Source organism: Mycobacterium branderi, assembly GCF_010728725.1.
Lineage (GTDB): Bacteria > Actinomycetota > Actinomycetes > Mycobacteriales > Mycobacteriaceae > Mycobacterium > Mycobacterium branderi.
In genome coordinates this window covers 796,084-816,885 of sequence record NZ_AP022606.1, presented here as the reverse complement: position 1 = coordinate 816,885, position 20,802 = coordinate 796,084, and the positions used below count along the sequence as shown (strand labels likewise).

The following is a 20,802-nucleotide window of genomic DNA, read 5'->3' as shown; positions in this document are numbered from 1 at the left end:
GATCTCAATTCACTGGTTGTCACGTCGTCACCTCCGGCGCGATATTGGCCGCAATGCGGGCGTCGTACTCGGCTCGCGCCGTCCGGTCGATCGGCCCCATCGTTCGATCGGCGTTGACCACCCGTCGGCCCAACAGCCACACGCGCTCCGGGATGAGGTTCGCTGCGGTAAACAACGGCGTGAGACCTATCGGTGCGCTTGCCAGCGGTGGCCTGGTTCGTACCGTCGAAACGATCCGCCTCGCAACGACATTCGGCGAGAGCACGCCCACGCTCAATACCCCCAGCGGAATGCCGTCGACCAGTTGAGTTTTGATTGCCGACGGGAGGACCGCCGTGACCGAGACGCCGTGTGGGCGCAGCTCCACGCGCAGACTGCGGCTGAACGCGGTCGCGGCGTGTTTGGACGCCGTGTAACTGGCCAGCCCGGCCGAGTGCAGCTTTCCCGCCGCCGAGGTCACGTTGACGATGTGCCCGCGACCCCGGGCGATCATTCGCGGCGCCACGAGACGTGCGGCGTGCATGTGCGCGGCCACGTTGACATCGAACACCGCTCGGGTGACCTCGGCGGATTCGGCGAGGAATGGTCCGATCGGCATGATGCCGGCGTTGTTGACCAGGATGTCGATCCCGCCGAGGTCGTCTTCGATCTGGTCGAGAAACATCTTGTAACTGTCGAGTTGGGCCACGTTGACGGGATAGGCGCGGATGCCGAGTCCCACGAGGTCTGCCGCCGCCGCGGCCGCCTCGCTGTCGAGGTCGCCGATGGCCACCCGGGCGCCGCGCTGCGCGAAGCGTTTTGCCGTGGCCAGGCCGATGCCTCGGGCGGCGCCGGTGACGACGACGACAGCGCCGTCCAGCCGAATCCTGGGATATCCCCCGATCATGGAATCTCTCCGGAAACCAGTTCGGCCTTCGAGTCTTCGGTACGTGCGACCGGCTCTCGCCACAGATAGTCGTCGAACGGGTAGCTGGCCGCCGCGCGCCGCGACTGCAACGCGGTGGTCGGCCGGATATAGGGCATGTCGCCGTGGGAGTTGACGTAGTAGGTGCGCAGACCCTTGTTGCGAACCTGGAAGTAGTGCTGGATGTTTCGGCCCTGACGCTGGATCTTCTCGTGGTAGGCCCGCTGCGCTTCGGCGGTGACTTCGACGTATGCCGCGCCGCGGCGGTTGGCCTCGACAATCGCCCGGATAGCGTGCTGGGCGGACGACTCCACCATGAAATGCCAGCCGGTGCCGGTCCAGGAGTAAGGACCCACCAGCATCCACCGGTTCGGCAAGCCGTGCACGGCAACACTCTCGTAGGCCTGCAGACGGTTCTGCGTGAAGAAGTCGCCCAGATCGAAGCCGTTGACACCCACGACCATTTCCGGCTTGTACGTCTCGGGGTCGGAGAACAGTTCATAGCCGACCGCGACGACCAAAGCGTCCAGTTGGCGTACGCGGCCGTCGGCGGTCCGCACCCCGGACGGGGTGATCTCACTGATCGGCGAATCCACCAATTCGACGTTGTGGCGGTTGAACGTTTGCAGAAACGCGTTCGACAGCGTGGGACGCTTGCCGAGCAGGCCGTACCGTGGCGTCAGGGCACGCCGGGTGCGCCGATCACGCACGACCGCCCGCAGATAACCGCGGTAGACAGCGCGTGCCCCCGAATCCATCAGTGCCGCCGCCGGGTTCGCAATCACCGGCGGTGTGTAAACCAGCAGCCGGGTCAGGGTCTCCACCAGCAGCAGCGCCACTCCGGACAGCGCCGTCTGAGTTGCCCGGCGCCCGAGAATCGCTCGTAGCCAGGGGCCGATGGTGAAATCCGGCTTCGGCCAGCACCATACGGGCGTTCGCTGGAACACCGTCAAGGTCTCGACGAGTGGTGCGATGGCCGGGGTTATCTGTACCGAACTGGCCCCTGTGCCGATCACGCCGACGCGCTTGCCGCTCAAGTCATAGGTGTGATCCCACTCGGTGGGCCGCAGGATCTTTCCGGCGAAGCTGTCGTAGCCGGGTATGCCGGGATCGTCTTTGGGGTTGATGAAGGCGCCGACGGCGCTGATCACGAATCGAGCTGTGATCACGTCGCCGGCGGCGGTGTGCAGCCGCCAGACCATGGCTGCGTCGTCCCACTCCTCTTTGACGACATTCACCCCGAACCGGATGTGCGGATACACGCCGCGTTCGCGGGCGACCGCATCGTGGTAGGCCCAGACCTCCGCGCCGGCCGGAAACATTCGTGACCACGTCGTGTTCTTGGCGAACGAATACTGGTAGGTGAAGCTGGGGACGTCGACCCCGATGCCGGGATAGTCGTTGTCGCGCCAGCTTCCGCCGGGTGCGGCTGCGCGTTCCAGGACGACGAAGTCGTCGACGCCGGCCTCGAGGAGCCGGACGCCGGCTCCGATGCCGCCCGGTCCGGCACCGATGACAGCCACGTTGTACTGCGGATTCATGTGTGGTCCTTGCTGTTTAGCCCGAGCGGGATTCCCGCAGTGAGTTGCGGCGGCGCATGCGACGGCAGTTCGCGTTCCAGGCCGCCCAACCCGAAACGGAAGACCGGCTGCAGGACGGCCGCCACCGGACGCAGCGCAACGCGCACACCTGGTATCCGGCGCAGGTATCGCGGGGCGCAGGCTAGCGTCCACTTCACCGTGGCATGCCCGGGATTGTCGGCCGGCTCCACCCGGTACTCCTCGCACCAAGACCCGAAAACCGGCAGTGTGGCATCAATCGCGGTGTAGCGCATCATCATTCGAGCTGCATCGAATTCGATGAGCTGCTCGTGCTGGGCGAACACCAGCCACTTGTGGACGTGCATCTGGAAATCGCGGACCACGCCTGCCGCCGGTTCGGTAGCCACCGGGTAGCGGCATCCCCACACCATCGGCAGCCAGGACCACATCCGGCTGCCGGCGATGACCCCCCAAACGTCTTCCGGCGGGGCCGCGAAGCTGCGTTGGACGTGAGTGACGAACGGTGCCGTGCAGAAGAACTCGTCGGCACATTCTGCCGTAATCGGTATGGCGTCAAACCGCATATCTGGCCTCTCGTGCACGACTAGTCAGGCGGGTGAACTCGTAGTCTGACGCCGGGAACCGCACGCTGCGACGGCGTGACTGCAGGATGGTCCACGGCCGCACATACGGCGTGTCCCCGTGGGAGTTGATGAAGTAGCTGTTCGAACCCGCGCAGTTGACGCTGAAGTAGCGCTGAAGGTTGGCGCCGCTGCGTCGCAGGCCCGCCTGGAACCGAGCCAGCGCATCTTTGGTGACTTCGACCCGGGTTGCGTTCTGGGCACGGGCCAGCGAGATCACCGCGCTGATGTGCCGCATCGAGTTCTCGAGGATGTAGTGGAAACTGGTGCCCGTCCATGAATATGGCCCGACCATCATGAACCGGTTCGGCAGTCCCGGGACCGTCACACTCTGGTAGGCCTGCAAGCCGTTGCGGTGATAGAACTCCGCAAGGTCAAACCCGTTGCTGCCCAGGACTGTCCCGATCCGATACGTTTCCGGATCGGAGAACATCTCGTAGCCGGTGGCAAGCACGAGCACGTCGATGGGCCGCTCCACTCCCGCGGTGTCGACGATTCCGTGCGGCGTGATCCGGTCGATTCCGATGCTGCTCAGCTCTACGTTGCGGCGGTTGAACACCGGAAGGTAGTCGCCGCCGAGAGTGCCTCGCGTGCAACCTGCACCGAAGCGGGGACGAAGCTGGGATCGGACCTGGCGGTCCCGGACCTTGTAGCGCAGCCACAGCATGTAGGCCACTAGCGCCACGCGGTCGAAAATCGCTGCGCCCACCCGAAACAGCGGCCGCGGTGTGTAGATGAGGACCCGGAGCCCGGCTTCGATGAACGCCAACGCCACGGAGTGCACCGCGTTGGCGAATCGGCGATGGGCCAGCATCCGCTGAAGCAGAACGGGTATCGGGAAGTCCGGCTTGGGGAAGTACCACTGGGGGGTGCGCTGGTAGATGTCGAGCTTGGCGACGTCGGGAGCGATCGCCGGCGCGATCTGCACCGTGGAGCTGCCGACGCCGATGATGCCGACCTTCTTGCCGCGCAAGTCAAGATCATGCTGCCAGCGTGAGGGGATCAGCACGGGTCCGGCGAAGCTGTCCAGCCCGGGGATGTCCGGCTGGGTTTTCGGGTTGATGTAGGCGCCGATGGCGCTGATGACAAAGCGGGCGGTGATGACGTCGCCGTCGGCGGTGTGCAACTGCCATTGGTGGGTTTCGTCGTCGAAAACCTCGCGCTCGACTCTGGTGTTGAACCGCGCGTGCGGGTAAAGGCGGTGAGTCATGGCCAAATCGAGGATGTATTGTCGGATCTCGTCGCCGTCGGCAAAAAACCGTCGCCAGTTGCCTTTTGGCGCAAAAGAGAACTGGTAGGCGATCGCCGGGATGTCGGCGCCCACCCCGGGATAGGTGTTCCGCAGCCACGTGCCCCCGAAACCTGCATCCCGGTCGATGATCACGAAATCCTCGACGCCGATTTCACGCAGTTTGATCGCGGCGCAGATCCCGCCAAGTCCGGCGCCGATGATGGCAACTTCGTGGTCGGGCTCTTCGTCGGGCTGCATCGCGTCCTTCCACCAGTCACCGGCTAGTGTCCCTTCCCGAAATAATCGGACTGATATGTCACTCTGTCAAGCGATGCGGGCCGCGTATGCCTGTCGATTACGATTGCCTCCGTGTCGACGCGCGTTGCCGCTGGTCGTGGGCGCCTCCCGAAGCTGACCGGAGATGCCCGGGCCGACCGGTGGAGTGAGCACCGGGCCGCCGTGCGGTCCCAGTTGGTAGATGCCACACTTCGCGCGATCGAAGAGCACGGTCCACATCTGTCCATCGACGACGTCCTCAAGACGGCCGCTGTGCCGCGGCCGAAGCTGTATCGCTTTTTCGAGGACAAGGCGACGTTGTTCGCCGCGGTCGCCGAACGGGTGCAGGAGATGATCATCGAGCGCGTGGTGCCGCATTTCGATGTCACCGCCACGGCGCGAGAGTTGGTCCGCTCGGCGCTGACCGGATACGTCGACCTGGTCGACGAGCGGCCGGCGCTCTTCCGCTTCCTGGTTGGTTCGCATTTCAGAGACGGGCGTTCGGCTACGGAGTTGATCGACAGCGGCAGGCCGTTATCGGATGCGATGGTTGAGGTTTGGGCCGCGGTACTGCGGGCGCGCGGCGGAAGCAGCGGCGATCTCGAGTATGTCGTCGATGCCGCCCTTGGGTCGGTGGCACTCGGGGTGCTGCGCTGGCTCAACTCTCCGACGATCAACAAGTGCGCTCTGGTCGAGCAGCTCACCTGCTTTGTCTGGGGTGCCCTTGCGACAACGGCCGCGGCGCGCGGTGTCGTCATCGATCCCGACGAAAGAGTGCTACCGCTCGACAGCGCCGGCTGAGCGCCCCGGCGGATGTCCGCGCATAACCGCGCTGCCAGACAGCCACTCTTGACAGAGTGACGTATCAGTCACATTATTTGGTCATCCGCAGGACGGTGGAGGATGACGATGCGCCCAGCCGCGGGACCGACCGCAAGGTCGTCATGACCGTCGTTGCCCGGTGGGCGACAGGTGGACGTGCCAATTGTCGAGTTTGGCACTTGTCTCGCGGATTGCCTTGTCCTGCAATAAATTCCGGTGCAACGCTCAGGCATGCCGTACCCGACAGCCGTTATCGAAGAAGGGTCTTGCGCGGCGCGATGCCGCGCAGTACCGTCTGTAACTAGTACTACTAGTACTAGGTACTAGGCGTTCAGAAAGGGGCTGGGCTATGGCCAGCGGGCATTCAGGGCGAGGAGCAGTCGCCGTCGTCGACGCGGCCGGGAAAACGGCCGGCTACCCCAAGACCAGGCGGATTCGCTTCCGCTTCGGCGAGGACCGCACCTACGGCAAGTACTTCGTCAACGACGACATCGTGTTCAGCCACTTCGTGGCGGGCCTGTCGGCTGCTTTTCCGCCCGGTGAGGAGTCGTTCATCCGGTCGGTGCGAAGCTTCGCCGACCACATCACCGACCCGACGCTGAAGAAGCGGGTCGCCGGGTTCATCGGCCAGGAATCCATGCACGGCCAAGAGCATCGCCGGCTCAACGAGAAGCTCGTCGAAAAGGGCTACCGGATCGAGTGGTGGGACTCGAAGCCGTGGAAGGAAAGGCAGATTCGCTTCGAGCAGCGGATCCCGAGCCGAATGCATCTGGCGATGACCGCGGCCGCAGAGCATTACACCGCCGTGTTGGCCGAGCGGGTGTTGGCCAACGACGAAATCCAGGCGATCCCAGGCGATTCGGAGGTATGGAATCTGCTGAATTGGCACGCGCTGGAAGAGCTCGAGCACAAATCGGTGGCGTTTGACGTGTATCGGGCGGTGGGCGGTTCCGAGCGTGCGCGCATCGCGGTGATGGTGGCGCTCATTGCTCTCACGATTCCGCTGACCGCCACGTCACTGGCGGTGTCGCTGGCCCGCGACCCGGTCGCGCGACGCCAGCCTGTCCGCTTGGTTCGGGAGACCTACGCACAGCTGCGCGGCCCGCTGTTCAAAGGCCTGTTCAGCGACCTGGCCAAGTACCTGCGGCCGGGTTTCCATCCCGACGACATCGATACGACGGCCTTGCTGAAGCGTTGGCAGACAGAGCTTTTCGGTGCGAACGGCGCACTCGTCGACCACCTGAAATGACCTACCGATAACTAGAAGGAGAGAGCGGCCATGTCTACTGCACGGGCGATGACAGCCACGAACGGGGAAGCGGTGACTGCCTACCCGAAGGTGCGGCGGATCCGGTTCCGGTTCGGCGATCCCCAGCCGATGAAGCACCATTTCGTGGAGGGCGATATTCCGTTCAGCCATCTGGTTGCCGTGCTGTCGGCCGCTTTTCCGCCGGGAGAGGAGTCGTTCATCCGGTCGGTGCGTCGCTTTGCCGATCAGGTGACCGATCCGGTGCTGAAGAAGCGGGTGGCCGCGTTCATCGGTCAGGAGTCGGTGCATGGCCAGGAACACCGCCGGCTCAACGAGAAACTCATCGAGATGGGCTATCCGTTCGTCCGGCTGTTCACGTTTCCCCATGACAGCCGCCGCCAGCGGCTGGTCCTGCGTATCGAGAACCGAGCCCCCGCGCTAGCGCATCTGGCGATGACGGCGGCGGCGGAACACTACACCGCGACGCTGGCCGAGCGCGTACTGTCCAGCGACGAAATCCAAGCAATCGCCGAGGATCCGGAGGTCCGCAACCTGTTCAACTGGCACGCCGTGGAGGAACTGGAACACAAATCTGTCGCCTTCGACGTCTACCGCGCGGTCGGCGGGCCGGAGTGGCTCCGCATTTCGGTGATGGCGGTCATGTACTTCTTCACCATCCCGGTGGTGACGGTGGGAGTGCTGTTGTCCATCGCGACGGACCCCAGGGGATGGCACCCGATCACAGTGCTGCGGCAGACCATCGGGCTGTTCCGAGGACCGTTGGTGAAAGGGTTGATGGCAGACCTGCGCACCTACATGAGACCAGGCTTCCATCCGGACGACATCGAAACCGACTATCTGGTGGAGCGGTGGCGCCAAGAACTGTTCGGTGCCGAGGGCGCCCTCGTCGGGCACCTGAAGTAGGGGAGGATCCGAGTTGAGTACAACTGTTGACATCGAGCAGGCGCCGACCGGCGAGCGCGTGACTCCCGACTACGAGGTCGTCGTTGTCGGAGCGGGCTTCGGCGGCATCGGCGCAGGTATCGCGTTACAGCGACAGGGAATTCACGATTTCGTCCTCGTAGACAAGTGGGATCAGGTCGGCGGGACATGGCATGCCAACACCTATCCTGGTGTGGCGGTGGATATTCCGTCGTTCGTCTATAGCTTTTCTTACGAGCAGCGCGGTGACTGGTCGCGGCTGTTCGCGCCGGGGGAGGAGCTTCGCGACTACGCCAACGACATGGTGGACAAGTACGGTCTGCGACAGAAGCTGCGACTGAACACCACGATTACCTCGGCAGTCTTCGACGAGCTCAACGGCCTGTGGCGGTTGACCACCGACGGCGGCGAGCAGATCACCGGCCGATACGCGGTGATGGCGGTCGGCGGGCTGGAAAGCCCGAAAATGCCGGATATCCCGGGCCTTGACGATTTCGGCGGCACGCTGATGCACACCGCGTTGTGGGATCACGACGTCGCGCTGCAGGGCAAGCGGGTCGCGATCATCGGCACCGGTGCGACCGCGTTGCAGGTAGTGCCGGCCATTGTCGACGAGGTCGATCACCTGACCGTCTTCCAGCGCACCCCCATCTGGGTATTCCCCAAATTCGACATGGAAATGAAGTCCGTCGGCCGTTGGGTCATGGGACGCAGGCGGCTTCGGTCGGCGATCCGCCTCGTGGGCACCGTGGCGACCGAGATCGCGATGAGCGGCCAGCTGATCGGCCCGCGCTGGCTGACCGACGCCAGCCGACAACTGGCGGAAATCCCGGTGCGGCGCTGGATGCGCAGCCAAGTCGATGACCCGGTGATCCGGGAGAAGCTGATCCCGCGCTACGGGCTGGGATGCAAGCGACCGTCGATGTCCAACGACTATCTGAAAACGTTCAACCGCAGCGACGTCAGCCTGGTCACCGAAACCATCGACCGCATCACCGAAACCGGCGTGCGCACCGTCGACGGCATGGAGCATTCCGTCGACGTATTGATCTGCGCGACCGGCTTCCGGCTGTGGGACAACCGAGCGGTTCCGCCTTTCCCGGTCATCGGTCGCGACGGTGTCAACCTCGGGCAATTTTGGGACGAGCACCGATACCAGGCCTACCAAGGTGTTTCGGTGCCCGGGTTCCCCAACATGTTCACGATCACCGGGCCGTACGGCTTCGTCCTCGGGTCCTACCTGTGGATGATCGAGGCGACCTCCGCTCATCTGAGCCGCGCGATCGCAGAAGCCAAACGCCTCGGCGCGACGATCTGCGAGATCCGTCAGGAAGCGCACGACGAGTACTTCCGGAAGTGTCTGAAGCGTCAGGAGCGCAACTTCCTGTTCACCCCGACGTGTGCGGGCTCGAACACGTATTACATCGACAACAAGGGCGACTCGCCCTTCCGGCCGTCGACACACGGTGAGATGTATTGGCAAAACCGGCATTACAACCTGGACGTCTATCGCTACAGCCTCGGTCCCGCGGTGCACGAGCACGTCGCGGCCAAGTCGAAGGAGAACGTGTGAAGATCAACAGGTTGCGTCCCCGCCTCGTCGTCGTCACCGGCGCGGGGAGCGGCATCGGCCGGGCCACTGCGATCAAATTCGCCAAGCTGGGCGCCCATGTGGTGGTCTCGGACATCGATCTGGACGCGGCGTCCGCCACCACGGCGATGATTCGCGGCCACGGGCGAAGCGCCTCGGCGGCACAGCTTGACGTCACCGACCCGGAAGCGTGGCAGGTGTTCGCGCGTGACGTGCTCGCCGAGCACGGGTATACCGACGTGTTGGTCAACAACGCCGGAATGCTGGTCGGTGGACCGTTTTTGGAGCTCAGTCCGGCCGACTGGGAGCGGCAGCTCAGCGTGAACCTGATGGGTGTTGTGTACGGATGCCGGGCTTTCGGCGCGCAGATGGTGGAACGGGGCAGTGGGCACATTGTCAACATCGCCTCGGCCGCGGCATTCACACCGACACCGGTGATGGCCCCGTACTCGGTGTCCAAGGCTGGGGTGAAGATGCTGACCGAATGCCTGCGTCTGGAACTGGGACCCAAAGGTGTTGGGGTCAGCGCGATCTGCCCGGGAGTGATCAATACCAATATCGCCGAACATGCGATCACCGTCGGTGTCAACCAGGAACTGATGGATCGGGGAAAGCGGGTCAACCGGCAGCTCCAAGAACTCGCCGAGAGGCTTCCGTTCGCCCCGATGAGCCCCAACCTCGTCGCGCGTGCGGCTGTGCGCGCGGTGCGGTTCGACCTCGCGGTCGTACCTGTGCGTAGCGAGGCGTGGCTGGGCTATTTCATGCTGCGCATTGCGCCGGGTGTCAATCGCCGTATGACCCAACCATTTTCGGTGGGCACACTGGAGAAACTCGGCGAGCGGCTGCTGGAGCGCTTCGACGCCAAGCCGCTCGATCCGCCCGGCGGTCGCTCTGACGTGCAGGCCGCGCCTGTGCCCAGTTCGCGTGGCTAGGCCGGCGATGACCAGCGACCGATCGGAGGTGCTGTGCCGGCAGTACGGCCTGACGCTGCCGGACGCCTGGCTCAACGTCAGGGAATGGGGCTCGACCGAGCCTGACGTCACCGTCGTGCTCACCCATGGCTGGACTCTGTCGGGTCGACTGTGGGAGGACGTCGGGACCATGCTGGTCCGAGCGGATCCGTCGGTGCGGGTGATCGCCTACGACCATCGGGGCCATGGCAATTCCGCGTCGGTGGCGACCGCTTCGATCGAGCAACTCGCCGACGATTTGGCCGCAGTAGTGACCCGGACGGTCCCGGCAGGGCCGATCGTTTTCGGTGGGCATTCCCTGGGCGGAATGACCCTGATGGCGTTGGCGCAGCGGCACCCGCGCATTGTCGCCGAACGCGCCGCCGGGGTGGCTTTCGTGGCGACCAGCGCCGGGAATCTGCTGGGCACGATCAGGCGGGTTCCGGGTACCGAGCCCGCGATGCGCGCGGTACTCGTGCCGGCGGCCCGGATCAGGCTGCCCAGCAAGCCCCTGTTGCTGGTGCGGCAAGGTGGTCGAGCGGCCTACGGCAAGCAGCCGCGACGCCACGATATGAATCGGACCGCATTGCAGGCAGCGCAAAGCGATCCGCGTGCTGTTGCGGCGCTCGGCCGATCGATACTGCGGCACACCCGTTACGACGCCTTGCCGGCATTCCGACATGCCCATGCCGTCGTCATGGCGGGCACGCGGGACCCATTGACCTCGCCCGCCCATGCCCGCCGGATCGCAGAGAAGTTGCCGGGCAGCCAACTGGTCGTCTTCCACGGCGCCGGCCACTTCCTGCCGTACGAGCGCCGCGAGGCGGTCACCGCCCATCTGCTCAATCTGGTGGCCAAAGCCCGTAATTCGGAACGGAGCATCACGGGCGTCGCCGGGTGAATCCGCGTACCGCGCCAGTTTCGGGTGCTTACGTCGGTTCGTCGCTGTGTATCCGGAAATAGCCGATGACGAGCGCGGCGAGCTCGCTGAGGAATTCATCGCGCTCGATCGGCGGCCGGTCGAGGAGGTAGCGGGTGGTGAGGTGTTCGACGGTGCGCACCAGCAGCCAGATGGTGGTCTGCGCGTGACGGACCGGCAAGGAGCGCAGCCGCAAGTGGGCCGCGGCCAATTCGCCCACGCGGTCTTCGAAGGCCGTGATTTTGTTGCCCAGCCCCAGCCGCGGCGTCTGCTCGATCAGCGCCCTCAGTAGCCCCGGCTCTTCCTCCATCGCTTCCAGGAGAATGTCCAATGTGGCGTAAATGCGCTGCGGCTCTTCGGGCTCGCCGATGTGCGCCGAGAGGTGAGCGGTGACGCGGTCGGCGATGCGGTCGGTGTAGCGATCGATCACAGCGGCGACGATCGTTTCCTTGTTCGGGAAGTACTGGTACAGCGATCCGGGACTGATACCGGCGGCTTCGGCGATGCGGTTGGTTGTCGCGTCGTCATAGCCCCGTTCGATCAATACCGTTTTGGCGGCGTCGAGGATCCGCTTCACCATCAAACGCGAGCGCTGTTGCTGGGGGACGCGCCGAGGAGCGACGGGGCCGCTGGTAGAGCGTGCCATCAGAACGCGAATTGAAGACGAGCTTTTACTTGCGTCATGCTGACATCATCGTCCCACGAAAGGCCGGAAGCATGGCGATTCCACAGAATCCCGTATCGGCGATCTTCGACAGGATGTTCGACCAGGCCGTGCGGAGCCGGTTCTTCCAGGGTCTCGATTTCGCCGAGCCGAAGGGAGACCCGGGCTGGTTCGGGCCGGACAGCGCGGTGTGGTTTGTGCACTCCCACATGCCGCTGGTGGCGCTGGGGCTGTTCTCGTCGGCGACAATGGAACAGCTTGACCCGTCGACGATTTCGGGCGGCTACCACCACTCGCGTGCGCTCAAGCGTGACGACGACGGCAATCCGCGGTTCGCCATCGACCCCGAAGGCGCCGCGGTCCGATTCGGCCACTCGCTGGCGTTCTTTCTCGGCGTTGCCTACGGCCCGACCGACACCGCGGAGAAGTGCGCGCGGATCGTCCGGGCCATGCACGGCACGGTGCACGGGGTGAGCGGGTTGACCGGGACTCGCTACGACGCTCGTGACCCCGAGCTGCTGCGGTGGAACTACGCCAATGTCGTCTGGGGGCTGGCCACCGCACACGAGCGCTACCACTACGCACCGTTGCGAGGTGTGGAGCTGGACCGCTACTACCGCGAGTTCACCCGAGTGGGCTACGCCCTCGGCGGGACCGATCTGCCCGCCAGCAAGGCCGAGGTACTCGAGGTTCTCGAGAGCTGGGTACCGAAACTCGCGTTATTGCCAGCTGTGTCGCAAGCGATTTGGCCGAACAACCGCCACGCCATGCCGATCTGGCAGTGGCCTCCCCAGGCGTTCATCAACTGGTTCATTCGCGACATGCAACCGCGATGGGCGCGCAGTCTCTACATGCACACCCGGCCCGACCCGCTGACGGTGTGGTCGGTTCGGCAAGCGCTGAAGGTGATGCTCAACAGCGCGCACCTGCTGCCCGGGCCGCTGCCCGAATTTCGGCAAGCGCAAGCGAGAGTGACCGGTGTGCCGCTGCAACCGATTCGCTTCGACCCGGACAAGATTGCCGCGGAATCCAAGCTGAGTCGGGGCGCCATCGAGCGGCTGGCGGACGGCAAGCCCGGGGCCAGCAGACGCAAAATCCCCCAAAGCCAAGGCATTTTGGGTGATTTTGCGTCTGCGCACCACTAGGTCACGTGGACTTCGTCCTCGTACACGGCACCACCCAGTCCCCGCTGGGATGGGCTCAGCTCGAGCATGCTCTGGAACAACGGGGACACCGTGGTGTCAGCGTCGATTTGCACACCGACAAACCCCTGGACGATGTCGATGACTACGCGCAGCTGGCCGCCAACCAGATAACTGCTCGCGGCGACGTTACGATTGTCGGGCATTCCGGCGCCGGGACGTTGCTTCCTTCCATTGCCGCCGCGCTGGACGCCGTCGCTGTTGTGTGGCTGGCGGCCTACATTCCCGACTTCGTCAACGGCCGAAGCCTCGTCGAGGAAATACACACCGAGCCGGCCAAGCTGTTCCACCCCGAGTGGGTCGGCATCGACCCCATTCGAGATCCGGACGCCGCCCGCCACTTCCTGTTTCATGACTGCAACCCAGGCGTGCAGGACTGGGCCCTGGGCACGCTGCGTGCCTTTATCCCTGCCGCTGGCTACCAACACAAGCCGGGCCTCCGACGACCGGCAGCGGCATCCACCGTCATCGCCCCAACCCGCGACCGCACACTTCGCGCGGACTGGATCCGCGAAGCGGCCGTCGAGCGACTCGGAGTCCAACCGGTGCTGGTCGATGCCGGCCACTGCCCGCATGTTTCCCAACCTGAGACCGTCGCCGACATCCTCGTCAATATCGTCACCGACCCACCCGGCAGGTGAGCACGCCAGCAAAATTCGCGCGACAGCGCAGTCAGCGTTATGCGACCCTGACAACGTGGGCGATGAACCGGAGATGTACATATTCGACTTCTCCGACGATGACAATGCGGCCGAGTACCGAGAAGTCGACGGGCCCCGCGCTGTCGTCGGTGTCGAACCCGGCGGTGAGCTGCGTTGTGAGGAGCGCGAACTCGACGAGGGCGAGGTGATAGCCCACGGCACCATCGATGACGACGGCTACGGGTCAACCCCTGTCGAGCGGGCGCATTTCATTGTCGACACCGTTCGGGTCCACCTCGCGCAGACGAGCTGCACCCTGCACACCGAAGATCTTTCGTCGATCGCGGCGTTGCTGCGACGTCCGTTGGTGCCCGGCCTGCGGTGCGCGGATCGGCTAGGTGGCGTCTGCTCGCTGCAGTATGTTCGTCGCCACACCGGTCGCTGCTGAGCAATCCGTTCACCCACGGGCGCTGAGAACCTCGTCGGCCACCGCCAACGCCATTGCCATGATCGACACCTGCGGGTTGACTTCCGGGCAGCTAGGCAGGATCGACGCGTCGGCCACCCACACGCCGTCGACCCCGCGCAGCCGGCCGTTCGGGTCGACCGGGCAGCGCAGCTCGTCGTCGCCGGCCGCGGCCGTGCCGGTTGGGTGAAAAGCCGCCAGGTGCAAGCTTTTCGGGTTCGTGCGAGCCAGAACATCCTGCAGCGCGGGCACGCTGGTTACGGTCGGACCGGCCGGCAGCCCCGTCAGCACCTCGACCGCGCCGGCGGCGAACAGCAGCCGTCCCATTGCTTCCAGCGCGGTCGTCAGCTTGGCAGTGTCGGTAGGGGTGATGTTGTAGCGCAGCACCGTCTCCCCGCGCACCGAATACACCCGGCCGACGCCGCGGTCGGCCACCATCGCGCCGAAGGTGGCGACACGGTGAGCCCGGTTCAGCCATCCGACCAACTCGGCACCGTAGCCGGGAAACACCATCGACCCCATGCCCGGCGGCGTCGAGGTCGCCTCGATCAGCACGCCGTGCGACTCGTGCAGCTCGTCGACCGCCGCGCTTTGCAGCACCCCGCGCCACGCGGTGATGTCCTCGTCGAAGCGACCGGCCAGCATCGCCGCCGGATGCAACGCAAGGTTGCGGCCGAGCCGCGGATGCCCGCCAATTCCGCTGCGCCGCAGCAGTCCAGGCGTCTCGGTGGCACCGGCCGCGACTACCACGGTGTCGGTCAGCACGTCGACCGCCGTCCCGTCGGGCCGACGGGCCCGTACCCCTCGCGCGCGACCGTCCGAGTGCAGCACCCGCTCGACGCGAGCGTCGCACGCGATCTGCGCGCCGGCCGCGCACGCCTGCGGCAGCGCATTGAGATGCACCCCGAATTTGGCGTTGCGCGGGCAGCCGATCGCGCACTGGCAACACGCGTCGCAGCCCGGCGCGTTGCGGGGGATGGGCGCAGCCCGCCAGCCCAGTGCTGCCGCGCCGTCGAGCAGCAGCCGTCCGTTGCGGCCCATGATCTCCAGCGGCACCGGGGCAACCTGCAACGTCTGCTCGACGTCGTCGAGGTAACCGGCCAGCCGGTCCGGATCGGCTAAGTCCCAACCGAATTCGTCGCGCCAGCGCTGCTGGACGGCGACCGGCGGCCGATAGCAGGTGCCCGAGTTGACGACGGTGGTGCCGCCGACCGCCCGGCCGATCGGCAGCACCACCGCCGGGCGTCCCAGCGCGACGGTTGCTCCCGCGCCGCGGTACAGCCCGGCGTAGCGGTCGATCGGATGCATGCTGCGAAACTCGTCGACGGTCCAGCGCCGGCCCTCTTCGACGATGACCACCGCCATCCCGGCGCGGGCCAGTGTGCGGGCCGCCATCGCGCCGCCGGCGCCAGACCCGACCACCACCGCGTCGGCCCGCACCACGGACGGGATATCAAGCGACGACGCAACATTCAGCACGGCGTCAGGTCGGGCTACGTCGTGTTCGCCGGCGCGCTCGAGCAATTCGGCGGCGTAGGTGTCAGCGCCGTTGGCAAGCAGCACAACGGCTTTCAATCCCTCGATCGCCGCACCGACATCCGGACTCAATGCCGCCACTCGGCGCAGCACTGCGGCGCGCGCCTCCGGGCTCAGCCGCGACAACGACCTGCCGGTGCTCAGATAGCTGGCGGCTGCGACGGTCAACAGCCCTGCTCGCACCGCCAGCCGCGACGCCGTGGGCAACCGGGCGAGATAGCGGTCGACGCGTTCGACCAACTGGGCCGGTGACGGGCCGCCGCGCTCCTGGGGCAGCAGCGCCTGCCCGAACGGGGCCGTCACCCGAAGCGCCGCCCGAGTCGGCGGCCGAGCTTGAGGAACAACGGGTACGTCGCGAAAATGCCTGCGGCCAGCGCATGCATCCCAGGGCCGAGCGTATCGGTCTTCACGCCGAAAACCCCGCTGTTCCACATGAAGTCGCGCCCATTGCGGGCCCGGAACGGACGCCACAGCACCCCGAGCCCCGGCACGTTGTTGTAAAGCCCGAACGAGCCGCCGAAGAACACGCCGAGCGTGGCGGCCTCGGCGGCGTCGCGCTGCTCTGATGGGAGTCCGCGTTCGATGAGCACGCCGGAGGCCACCAGCATGGGCGGGTCAAGCAGAAAACTCATGACGGAATCCTCTCGTTGATAAGTGGCGCCTCATCGCCGCGCAAGCCGACTTCCGCATGACCAAGCACCGACCAGCGCCGCTCGCCCAGCTCGACGTGGACATCGGCTTGCTCGGTGTTCGTGCACACCGCGGTGCCGCCGTCAGGATCGGTGTAGCCCAGGCTCACGCATCGATCGGCGGGCTGGTCCACGCGGATCAGGACGTTGCGACCGCCGATACGACCCTCCAGCTGCCAATGCGAGAGCCCCAGCGTGGTCCTCATCCAGGGCGACGGCAAACCCATTGGCGGCCAATCCTTTCCGTCGATCCGGAATCGGACGAACGCGATCGGAGGCAGCCTGCGCAGGCCCGGTGTGTGCGACACCGCGGTGACCACTTCGAGAACGTCGCCGTCGCCGAGGTCGGCGTGGATCCACCCCCAGCGTTTGGCGTTGCCGCGGCCGTAGATGTGCGCGACTGCGCCGCGCCAGCCATTGACCGCATGCGATGCGTCGCCGACGGTGAGCGACCCGGTGAAATCGGCGGTGGGCGCCAGCACCACCTGCGCGCCGGGCAACAGCTCGCGCTCCCACGCCGCCCGCGGGAAGGTCCACAGCGGTCTGCCGGTGTCCTTCCAGCGCAGATCCCAGGCCAGCGACCCGGCGCGGCCGGCCAGTTCCTGAACGGCGACGTGGACGTCGCCAACCCGGAACCACGCGGAATCCCCGGGCTCGACCGGACCCGGCCCGAAGCGTGCTGTGCGCGGCGGACCGTCGGCGGGAAACCACGTCGCCCAACCGTGCCCGTAAGCCGCACCGGAAGTCGGTGCCACGGTTTCGCAATGCACCCACAGTCCGGCCCGCGTCGCCGGGTCGGACAGGGTGGCATACCAGACTTCCAGGCGGCCGGGCTTGCCCCGCCAGCGCGGGACAGCGGCGGACCGGAGTTCGGCGTCCATGGTTCGTCCACTATATTGGTTGGACCAATGAACCAGTCAAGCCCGTTTCGTCCGCCGGATCGTCAGCGCCTCGACGAGCAAATTGCCGCGTCGATCGCCGACGCCATCCTCGACGGCGCCTTCCCGCCCGGGTCGACGTTGCCGCCGGAGCGGGAACTTTCCGAGCAGTTCGGCGTCAACCGCACGTCGCTGCGGCAGGGGCTGGCGCGGCTGCAGCACATGGGGCTGATCGAGGCCCGGCAGGGCAGCGGCAACGTGGTTCGCGACCCCGGCGGCCTGACCCACCCCGCGGTGGTCGAGGCGCTGGTGCGCAAGCTGGGCCCGGACTTCCTGGCGGAGCTGTTGGAGCTGCGAACTGCGTTCGGCGCATTCATCGGCCGGTTGGCCGCCGAGCGCAGCACACCCGACGACGCCCGGGCGCTGCGCGCGGCACTGACGGCGGTTCAGACGGCCGAGACCTCGGAGGCCCGCCAAGAGGCCGACCTGGCGTTCTTCCGCGTGCTGGTGCACGCCACCCGCAACCGGGCGCTGGGGCTGCTGTACCGGTGGGTCGAGCAGGCCTTCGGCGGCCGCGAACACGAGCTGACCGCCGCCTACGACGACGCCGACACCGTGGTGGCCGAGCTGCAAACGATCACCGACGCGGTGCTGGCGCACAACGCCCCGGGGGCCGCCGCGACGGTCGAGGCCTACCTGCAGGCCAGCGCGCTGCGGATGGTCGAGTCGTACAAGCTATTCGGCGAGTCGCGTCGCCGGGTGGATCGCGATGAGCCCTAAAGAGCTGCGCCGCTTGCACATTGCGGCCAGCTCGGCGTAGGCCTTCTCACCGAGCAGCTCGGTGAGCTCGGCGGCCAGGCTCTGCCACACCGGCTCGGCGCCGACATGAGCGGCCGGATCGCCCGTGCAGTACCAGTGCAGATCGGCGCCGCCCGCACCCCAACCGCGGCGGTCGTATTCGGTGACGGTGGTCTTGAGGATCTCGCTGCCGTCGGGACGCGTCACCCACTCCTGGCTGCGCCGGATCGGCAGCTGCCAGCAGACGTCGGGCTTCATCGTCAGCGGGTGCACGCCCAGCCGCAGCGCCGCGGTGTGCAACGCGCAACCGGCGCCAGCCTTGAACCCGGGCCGGTTCAGGAAGATGCACGCACCCTTGTGCTTACGGGTACGCCACGCCTTCTCGCCGTCGTGCTCGTCGCGCTCCAGATAACCCTTGGGGCCCAAGCCCTTCTCGCGGAACTGCCAGTCGTCGTCGCTCAGCCGTGACACGGCGTCGTCGAGCCGGGCGCGGTCGTCGTCGTCGGACAAAAACGCACCGTGCGAACAACATCCATCGTCGGGGCGCCCGGCGACGGTGCCCTGGCAGGCAGGCGTCCCGAACACGCACGTCCAGCGCGACAGCAACCAGGTCAGGTCGGCTGCGATCAGATGCTCGGGATTGTCCGGGTCGTAAAACTCCACCCATTCACGCGCAAAGTCCAATTCGACTTCGCCCGGGTGGTCTGGTTGCGAGGACGTCACGTATGTCCACGGTAGTGGCTGCGCCGGTGAGCAGCTACGAGCCACGCAGGCCTGATTGCCTGGCTCCTCCTCAGACCGCTCCGCGGTCTGCATCGTCGCCACGCAGTAGGTTGTCCCCGTGAGATTGGGTGTGCTCGACGTGGGCAGCAACACGGTCAATCTGCTGGTGGTGGATGCCCACCGCGGTGGGCACCCGACCCCCATGAGCTCGACCAAGGCCACCCTGCGGCTTGCCGAGACCATCGACAGCTCGGGCAAGATCAGTCGACGGTGGGTCGACAAGCTGATTTCGACGATCGACGAGTTCGCGAAGATTGCCGACAGCTCAGGCTGCGCCGAATTGATGGCGTTCGCCACATCCGCGGTCCGTGACGCCAAAAACTCCGAGGACGTGCTGGCCCGGGTAAAGGCCGAAACGGGTGTCGAGCTGCGGGTGCTGCGAGGCGTCGACGAGTCGCGGCTGACCTTCCTGGCGGTGCGCCGCTGGTACGGGTGGAGCGCCGGGCGGATCATCAACCTCGACATCGGCGGCGGCTCGCTCGAGCTGTCCAACGGTGTCGACGAGGAACCCGAGGTCGCGTTGTCGCTGCCGCTGGGCGCCGGACGGCTGACGCGCGAATGGCTGCAAGACGATCCGCCGGGCCGGCGGCGTGTCGGCATGCTGCGGGATTGGCTAGACTCCGAGCTCGCCGAGCCCAGCGCCACACTCCTCGAACCCGGCACACCCGACCTTGCCGTAGCAACGTCGAAGACGTTCCGCTCCCTGGCGCGGCTGACCGGCGCGGCGCCGTCGGCGGCCGGCCCGCGGGTGAAGCGGACATTGACCGCAAGCGGCCTCAGACAACTCATATCTTTCATCTCTAGGATGACCACGGCTGACCGAGCCGAACTGGAAGGAGTGAGTGCCGAGCGGGCGCCGCAAATCGTGGCGGGAGCTCTGGTGGCGGAGGCGACTATGCGAGCGCTGTCGATAGAAACGGTGGACATCTGCCCGTGGGCGCTGCGGGAAGGTCTCATCTTGCGCAAACTTGACAGTGAAGCCGACGGAACCGCCCTCGTCGAGACTTCCGTGCGGGATGCTGGAAGCCAGCAAGCTGATCGGACTGCGGTTAGCCGATCGAGAGGCAGCACACGATGACTGGACCCAACGACAGCCCGGGCACCCGGCCGATCTCGGTAGCCGAGTTGCTGGCCAAGAACGGCACCATCGGCGCGCCGCCCCCCGCCGGACGCCGCCGCCGGCGGCGCGGCAACGACGACGCAGTGACCGTCGCCGAGCTGACCGGCGAGATCCCGGTCGTCGGTGAGGAGGCCGAGCGTGACGAGACCGAACGGCCCGGCCCACGGTCACATGCCCGTCGCCCCAACGGCGCCACCCGGGTCGACGAGCCCGCCGTCGACGAGGCCGCCGACGCAGCGCCGTACTGGTCCGAGCCGCAGCCGCGCTGGCCGGAGTCGTCGCCGCAGCGGCCCCCGCGTGAAGCTCGCCCCGAGCGCAGCCCCTACCCGTTGCCGACCCGCAAAGCCCCTGTCGACGACGAGGAGCGAGCCGTCCGGCCCGCCGCGCAAGCCGGCGCCGAGGGGATGAACCCCGACCCGCTGGAGGATTACGCCGGCATGCCCGTCGACGTCATGGACACCGACGTGCGCGAGGCCGAACCGCCCACCGAGGACTCCGCCTACGTGCGGTCCTATCTCGGCCGGTTCCTGCGCGACAAGACCGCCGACGACGTCGAGGCCGACGAGGACTACCCGGACATCGACGAGGCCGACGACTACGCCGATCTCGACTCCGACGTCGACTCCGACATTGACGATGTCGCCGACGATCTGGCCGCCGACGATACCGAGGACGCCTACGCGTGGCCGGACCGCACCGAAGCCTTGCTGCACGGCGGTTTGGTTGTGCTGCAGTCGATTCTGGCCGTCGCGTTCGGCGCCGGGCTGTTCATCGCCTTCGACCAGCTGTGGCGGTGGAACAACATTGTGGCGCTGGTGCTTTCGGTGCTCGTCATCCTCGGTCTGGTGGTCGGGGTTCGGGTGGTCCGCAAGACCGAGGACATCGGCAGCACGTTGATCGCGGTGGCGGTGGGGGCGCTGGTCACATTGGGGCCGCTGGCATTGCTGCAATCCGGCTAG

The 20,802-nt window shown here is 66.2% G+C and carries 21 protein-coding genes; 12 read left to right on the top strand and 9 right to left on the bottom strand.

Going from position 1 to position 20,802, the window contains the following annotated elements; translation table 11 throughout:
• Window positions 1-19: 19 nt before the first annotated feature.
• From G6N47_RS04415 to G6N47_RS04400, 4 genes are read right to left on the bottom strand one after another with little or no spacing between them, the layout of a single operon-like run.
• Window positions 20-886, bottom strand: a complete 867-nt coding sequence (locus G6N47_RS04415; protein ID WP_083130351.1) for an SDR family NAD(P)-dependent oxidoreductase — start codon at window positions 884-886, stop codon at window positions 20-22.
• Window positions 883-2,445 carry a flavin-containing monooxygenase gene (locus G6N47_RS04410; RefSeq protein ID WP_083130350.1) on the bottom strand — a complete coding sequence of 521 codons (1,563 nt, stop codon included), beginning with the start codon at window positions 2,443-2,445 and terminating at the stop codon, window positions 883-885. Before G6N47_RS04410 ends, G6N47_RS04415 begins: the two co-directional genes overlap by 4 nt.
• The gene (locus G6N47_RS04405; protein WP_139799347.1) at window positions 2,442-3,029 is read right to left on the bottom strand and encodes an SRPBCC family protein; all 588 of its coding nucleotides are present in this window, start codon (window positions 3,027-3,029) and stop codon (window positions 2,442-2,444) included. Before G6N47_RS04405 ends, G6N47_RS04410 begins: the two co-directional genes overlap by 4 nt.
• Window positions 3,019-4,575: a flavin-containing monooxygenase gene (locus tag G6N47_RS04400; RefSeq protein WP_083130349.1), complete on the bottom strand. Its 1,557-nt coding sequence runs from the start codon at window positions 4,573-4,575 to the stop codon at window positions 3,019-3,021. Before G6N47_RS04400 ends, G6N47_RS04405 begins: the two co-directional genes overlap by 11 nt.
• 111 nt (window positions 4,576-4,686) lie before the next feature.
• Here G6N47_RS04400 and G6N47_RS04395 point away from each other — a divergent pair, with 111 nt between their 5' ends.
• The 6 genes from G6N47_RS04395 (at window position 4,687) to G6N47_RS04370 (ending at window position 11,048) form a co-directional block, all read left to right on the top strand.
• The gene (locus tag G6N47_RS04395) at window positions 4,687-5,394 is read left to right on the top strand and encodes a TetR/AcrR family transcriptional regulator (protein ID WP_083130348.1); all 708 of its coding nucleotides are present in this window, start codon (window positions 4,687-4,689) and stop codon (window positions 5,392-5,394) included.
• A gap of 370 nt (window positions 5,395-5,764) precedes the next feature.
• Complete coding sequence (locus tag G6N47_RS04390; protein ID WP_083130347.1) at window positions 5,765-6,664, top strand: metal-dependent hydrolase; 900 nt, start codon at window positions 5,765-5,767, stop codon at window positions 6,662-6,664.
• Between the two features lie 30 nt (window positions 6,665-6,694).
• Window positions 6,695-7,588, top strand: a complete 894-nt coding sequence (locus G6N47_RS04385) for a metal-dependent hydrolase (protein ID WP_372517500.1) — start codon at window positions 6,695-6,697, stop codon at window positions 7,586-7,588.
• 13 nt (window positions 7,589-7,601) lie between these two features.
• The gene (locus G6N47_RS04380) at window positions 7,602-9,179 is read left to right on the top strand and encodes a flavin-containing monooxygenase (RefSeq protein WP_083130345.1); all 1,578 of its coding nucleotides are present in this window, start codon (window positions 7,602-7,604) and stop codon (window positions 9,177-9,179) included.
• The gene (locus tag G6N47_RS04375; protein WP_083130344.1) at window positions 9,176-10,129 is read left to right on the top strand and encodes an SDR family NAD(P)-dependent oxidoreductase; all 954 of its coding nucleotides are present in this window, start codon (window positions 9,176-9,178) and stop codon (window positions 10,127-10,129) included. Before G6N47_RS04380 ends, G6N47_RS04375 begins: the two co-directional genes overlap by 4 nt.
• Window positions 10,130-10,136: 7 nt before the next feature.
• On the top strand, window positions 10,137-11,048 hold the full coding sequence (locus tag G6N47_RS04370) for an alpha/beta fold hydrolase (RefSeq protein ID WP_083130343.1): 912 nt from the start codon (window positions 10,137-10,139) through the stop codon (window positions 11,046-11,048).
• A gap of 28 nt (window positions 11,049-11,076) precedes the next feature.
• Here the strand turns inward: G6N47_RS04370 and G6N47_RS04365 are convergent, their stop codons facing one another.
• Complete coding sequence (locus G6N47_RS04365; RefSeq protein WP_083130342.1) at window positions 11,077-11,646, bottom strand: TetR/AcrR family transcriptional regulator; 570 nt, start codon at window positions 11,644-11,646, stop codon at window positions 11,077-11,079.
• 137 nt (window positions 11,647-11,783) lie between these two features.
• Between G6N47_RS04365 and G6N47_RS04360 the strand changes: the two genes are divergently transcribed.
• From G6N47_RS04360 to G6N47_RS04350, 3 genes are read left to right on the top strand one after another with little or no spacing between them, the layout of a single operon-like run.
• Complete coding sequence (locus G6N47_RS04360; RefSeq protein WP_083130341.1) at window positions 11,784-12,875, top strand: oxygenase MpaB family protein; 1,092 nt, start codon at window positions 11,784-11,786, stop codon at window positions 12,873-12,875.
• Window positions 12,876-12,880: 5 nt separating this feature from the next.
• A complete protein-coding gene (locus G6N47_RS04355; RefSeq protein ID WP_083130340.1) occupies window positions 12,881-13,573 on the top strand; it encodes an alpha/beta hydrolase in 693 nt (230 codons plus the stop codon).
• Window positions 13,574-13,628: 55 nt separating this feature from the next.
• Window positions 13,629-14,021, top strand: coding sequence for a hypothetical protein (locus G6N47_RS04350; protein ID WP_083130339.1), 393 nt, complete (start codon window positions 13,629-13,631; stop codon window positions 14,019-14,021).
• Window positions 14,022-14,030: 9 nt separating this feature from the next.
• On the opposite strand, the gene G6N47_RS04345 is transcribed toward G6N47_RS04350, so the two are convergent.
• From G6N47_RS04345 to G6N47_RS04335, 3 genes are read right to left on the bottom strand one after another with little or no spacing between them, the layout of a single operon-like run.
• Window positions 14,031-15,878, bottom strand: a complete 1,848-nt coding sequence (locus G6N47_RS04345; RefSeq protein ID WP_083130338.1) for a GMC family oxidoreductase N-terminal domain-containing protein — start codon at window positions 15,876-15,878, stop codon at window positions 14,031-14,033.
• Window positions 15,875-16,207, bottom strand: coding sequence for a hypothetical protein (locus G6N47_RS04340; RefSeq protein ID WP_083130337.1), 333 nt, complete (start codon window positions 16,205-16,207; stop codon window positions 15,875-15,877). Before G6N47_RS04340 ends, G6N47_RS04345 begins: the two co-directional genes overlap by 4 nt.
• Window positions 16,204-17,145: a hypothetical protein gene (locus G6N47_RS04335; RefSeq protein WP_083130336.1), complete on the bottom strand. Its 942-nt coding sequence runs from the start codon at window positions 17,143-17,145 to the stop codon at window positions 16,204-16,206. The genes G6N47_RS04340 and G6N47_RS04335 overlap by 4 nt, the downstream gene beginning before the upstream one ends.
• Before the next feature lie 27 nt (window positions 17,146-17,172).
• Here G6N47_RS04335 and G6N47_RS04330 point away from each other — a divergent pair, with 27 nt between their 5' ends.
• Entirely contained in the window at window positions 17,173-17,922 is a 750-nt protein-coding gene (locus tag G6N47_RS04330; RefSeq protein WP_083130335.1) for a FadR/GntR family transcriptional regulator, read from the top strand.
• Here G6N47_RS04330 and G6N47_RS04325 read toward each other — a convergent pair.
• Window positions 17,878-18,663, bottom strand: coding sequence for a hypothetical protein (locus G6N47_RS04325; RefSeq protein ID WP_139799345.1), 786 nt, complete (start codon window positions 18,661-18,663; stop codon window positions 17,878-17,880). The two genes, G6N47_RS04330 and G6N47_RS04325, sit on opposite strands and share 45 nt — an antisense overlap.
• Before the next feature lie 118 nt (window positions 18,664-18,781).
• Here G6N47_RS04325 and G6N47_RS04320 point away from each other — a divergent pair, with 118 nt between their 5' ends.
• Both G6N47_RS04320 and G6N47_RS04315 read left to right on the top strand, forming a co-directional pair.
• Entirely contained in the window at window positions 18,782-19,801 is a 1,020-nt protein-coding gene (locus G6N47_RS04320) for a Ppx/GppA phosphatase family protein (protein ID WP_083130334.1), read from the top strand.
• Window positions 19,798-20,802, top strand: coding sequence for a hypothetical protein (locus tag G6N47_RS04315; protein WP_083130333.1), 1,005 nt, complete (start codon window positions 19,798-19,800; stop codon window positions 20,800-20,802). The genes G6N47_RS04320 and G6N47_RS04315 overlap by 4 nt, the downstream gene beginning before the upstream one ends.

Coding starts and splice junctions, on each gene's coding strand:
- G6N47_RS04410 (WP_083130350.1), bottom strand. CDS start 2,445: ATGAATCCGCAGTACAACGTGGCTGTCATCGGTGCCGGACCGGGCGGC.
- G6N47_RS04315 (WP_083130333.1), top strand. CDS start 19,798: ATGACTGGACCCAACGACAGCCCGGGCACCCGGCCGATCTCGGTAGCC.
- G6N47_RS04400 (WP_083130349.1), bottom strand. CDS start 4,575: ATGCAGCCCGACGAAGAGCCCGACCACGAAGTTGCCATCATCGGCGCC.
- G6N47_RS04390 (WP_083130347.1), top strand. CDS start 5,765: ATGGCCAGCGGGCATTCAGGGCGAGGAGCAGTCGCCGTCGTCGACGCG.
- G6N47_RS04360 (WP_083130341.1), top strand. CDS start 11,784: ATGGCGATTCCACAGAATCCCGTATCGGCGATCTTCGACAGGATGTTC.
- G6N47_RS04365 (WP_083130342.1), bottom strand. CDS start 11,646: ATGGTGAAGCGGATCCTCGACGCCGCCAAAACGGTATTGATCGAACGG.
- G6N47_RS04370 (WP_083130343.1), top strand. CDS start 10,137: ATGACCAGCGACCGATCGGAGGTGCTGTGCCGGCAGTACGGCCTGACG.
- G6N47_RS04405 (WP_139799347.1), bottom strand. CDS start 3,029: ATGCGGTTTGACGCCATACCGATTACGGCAGAATGTGCCGACGAGTTC.
- G6N47_RS04330 (WP_083130335.1), top strand. CDS start 17,173: ATGAACCAGTCAAGCCCGTTTCGTCCGCCGGATCGTCAGCGCCTCGAC.
- G6N47_RS04340 (WP_083130337.1), bottom strand. CDS start 16,207: ATGAGTTTTCTGCTTGACCCGCCCATGCTGGTGGCCTCCGGCGTGCTC.
- G6N47_RS04335 (WP_083130336.1), bottom strand. CDS start 17,145: ATGGACGCCGAACTCCGGTCCGCCGCTGTCCCGCGCTGGCGGGGCAAG.
- G6N47_RS04415 (WP_083130351.1), bottom strand. CDS start 886: ATGATCGGGGGATATCCCAGGATTCGGCTGGACGGCGCTGTCGTCGTC.
- G6N47_RS04385 (WP_372517500.1), top strand. CDS start 6,695: ATGTCTACTGCACGGGCGATGACAGCCACGAACGGGGAAGCGGTGACT.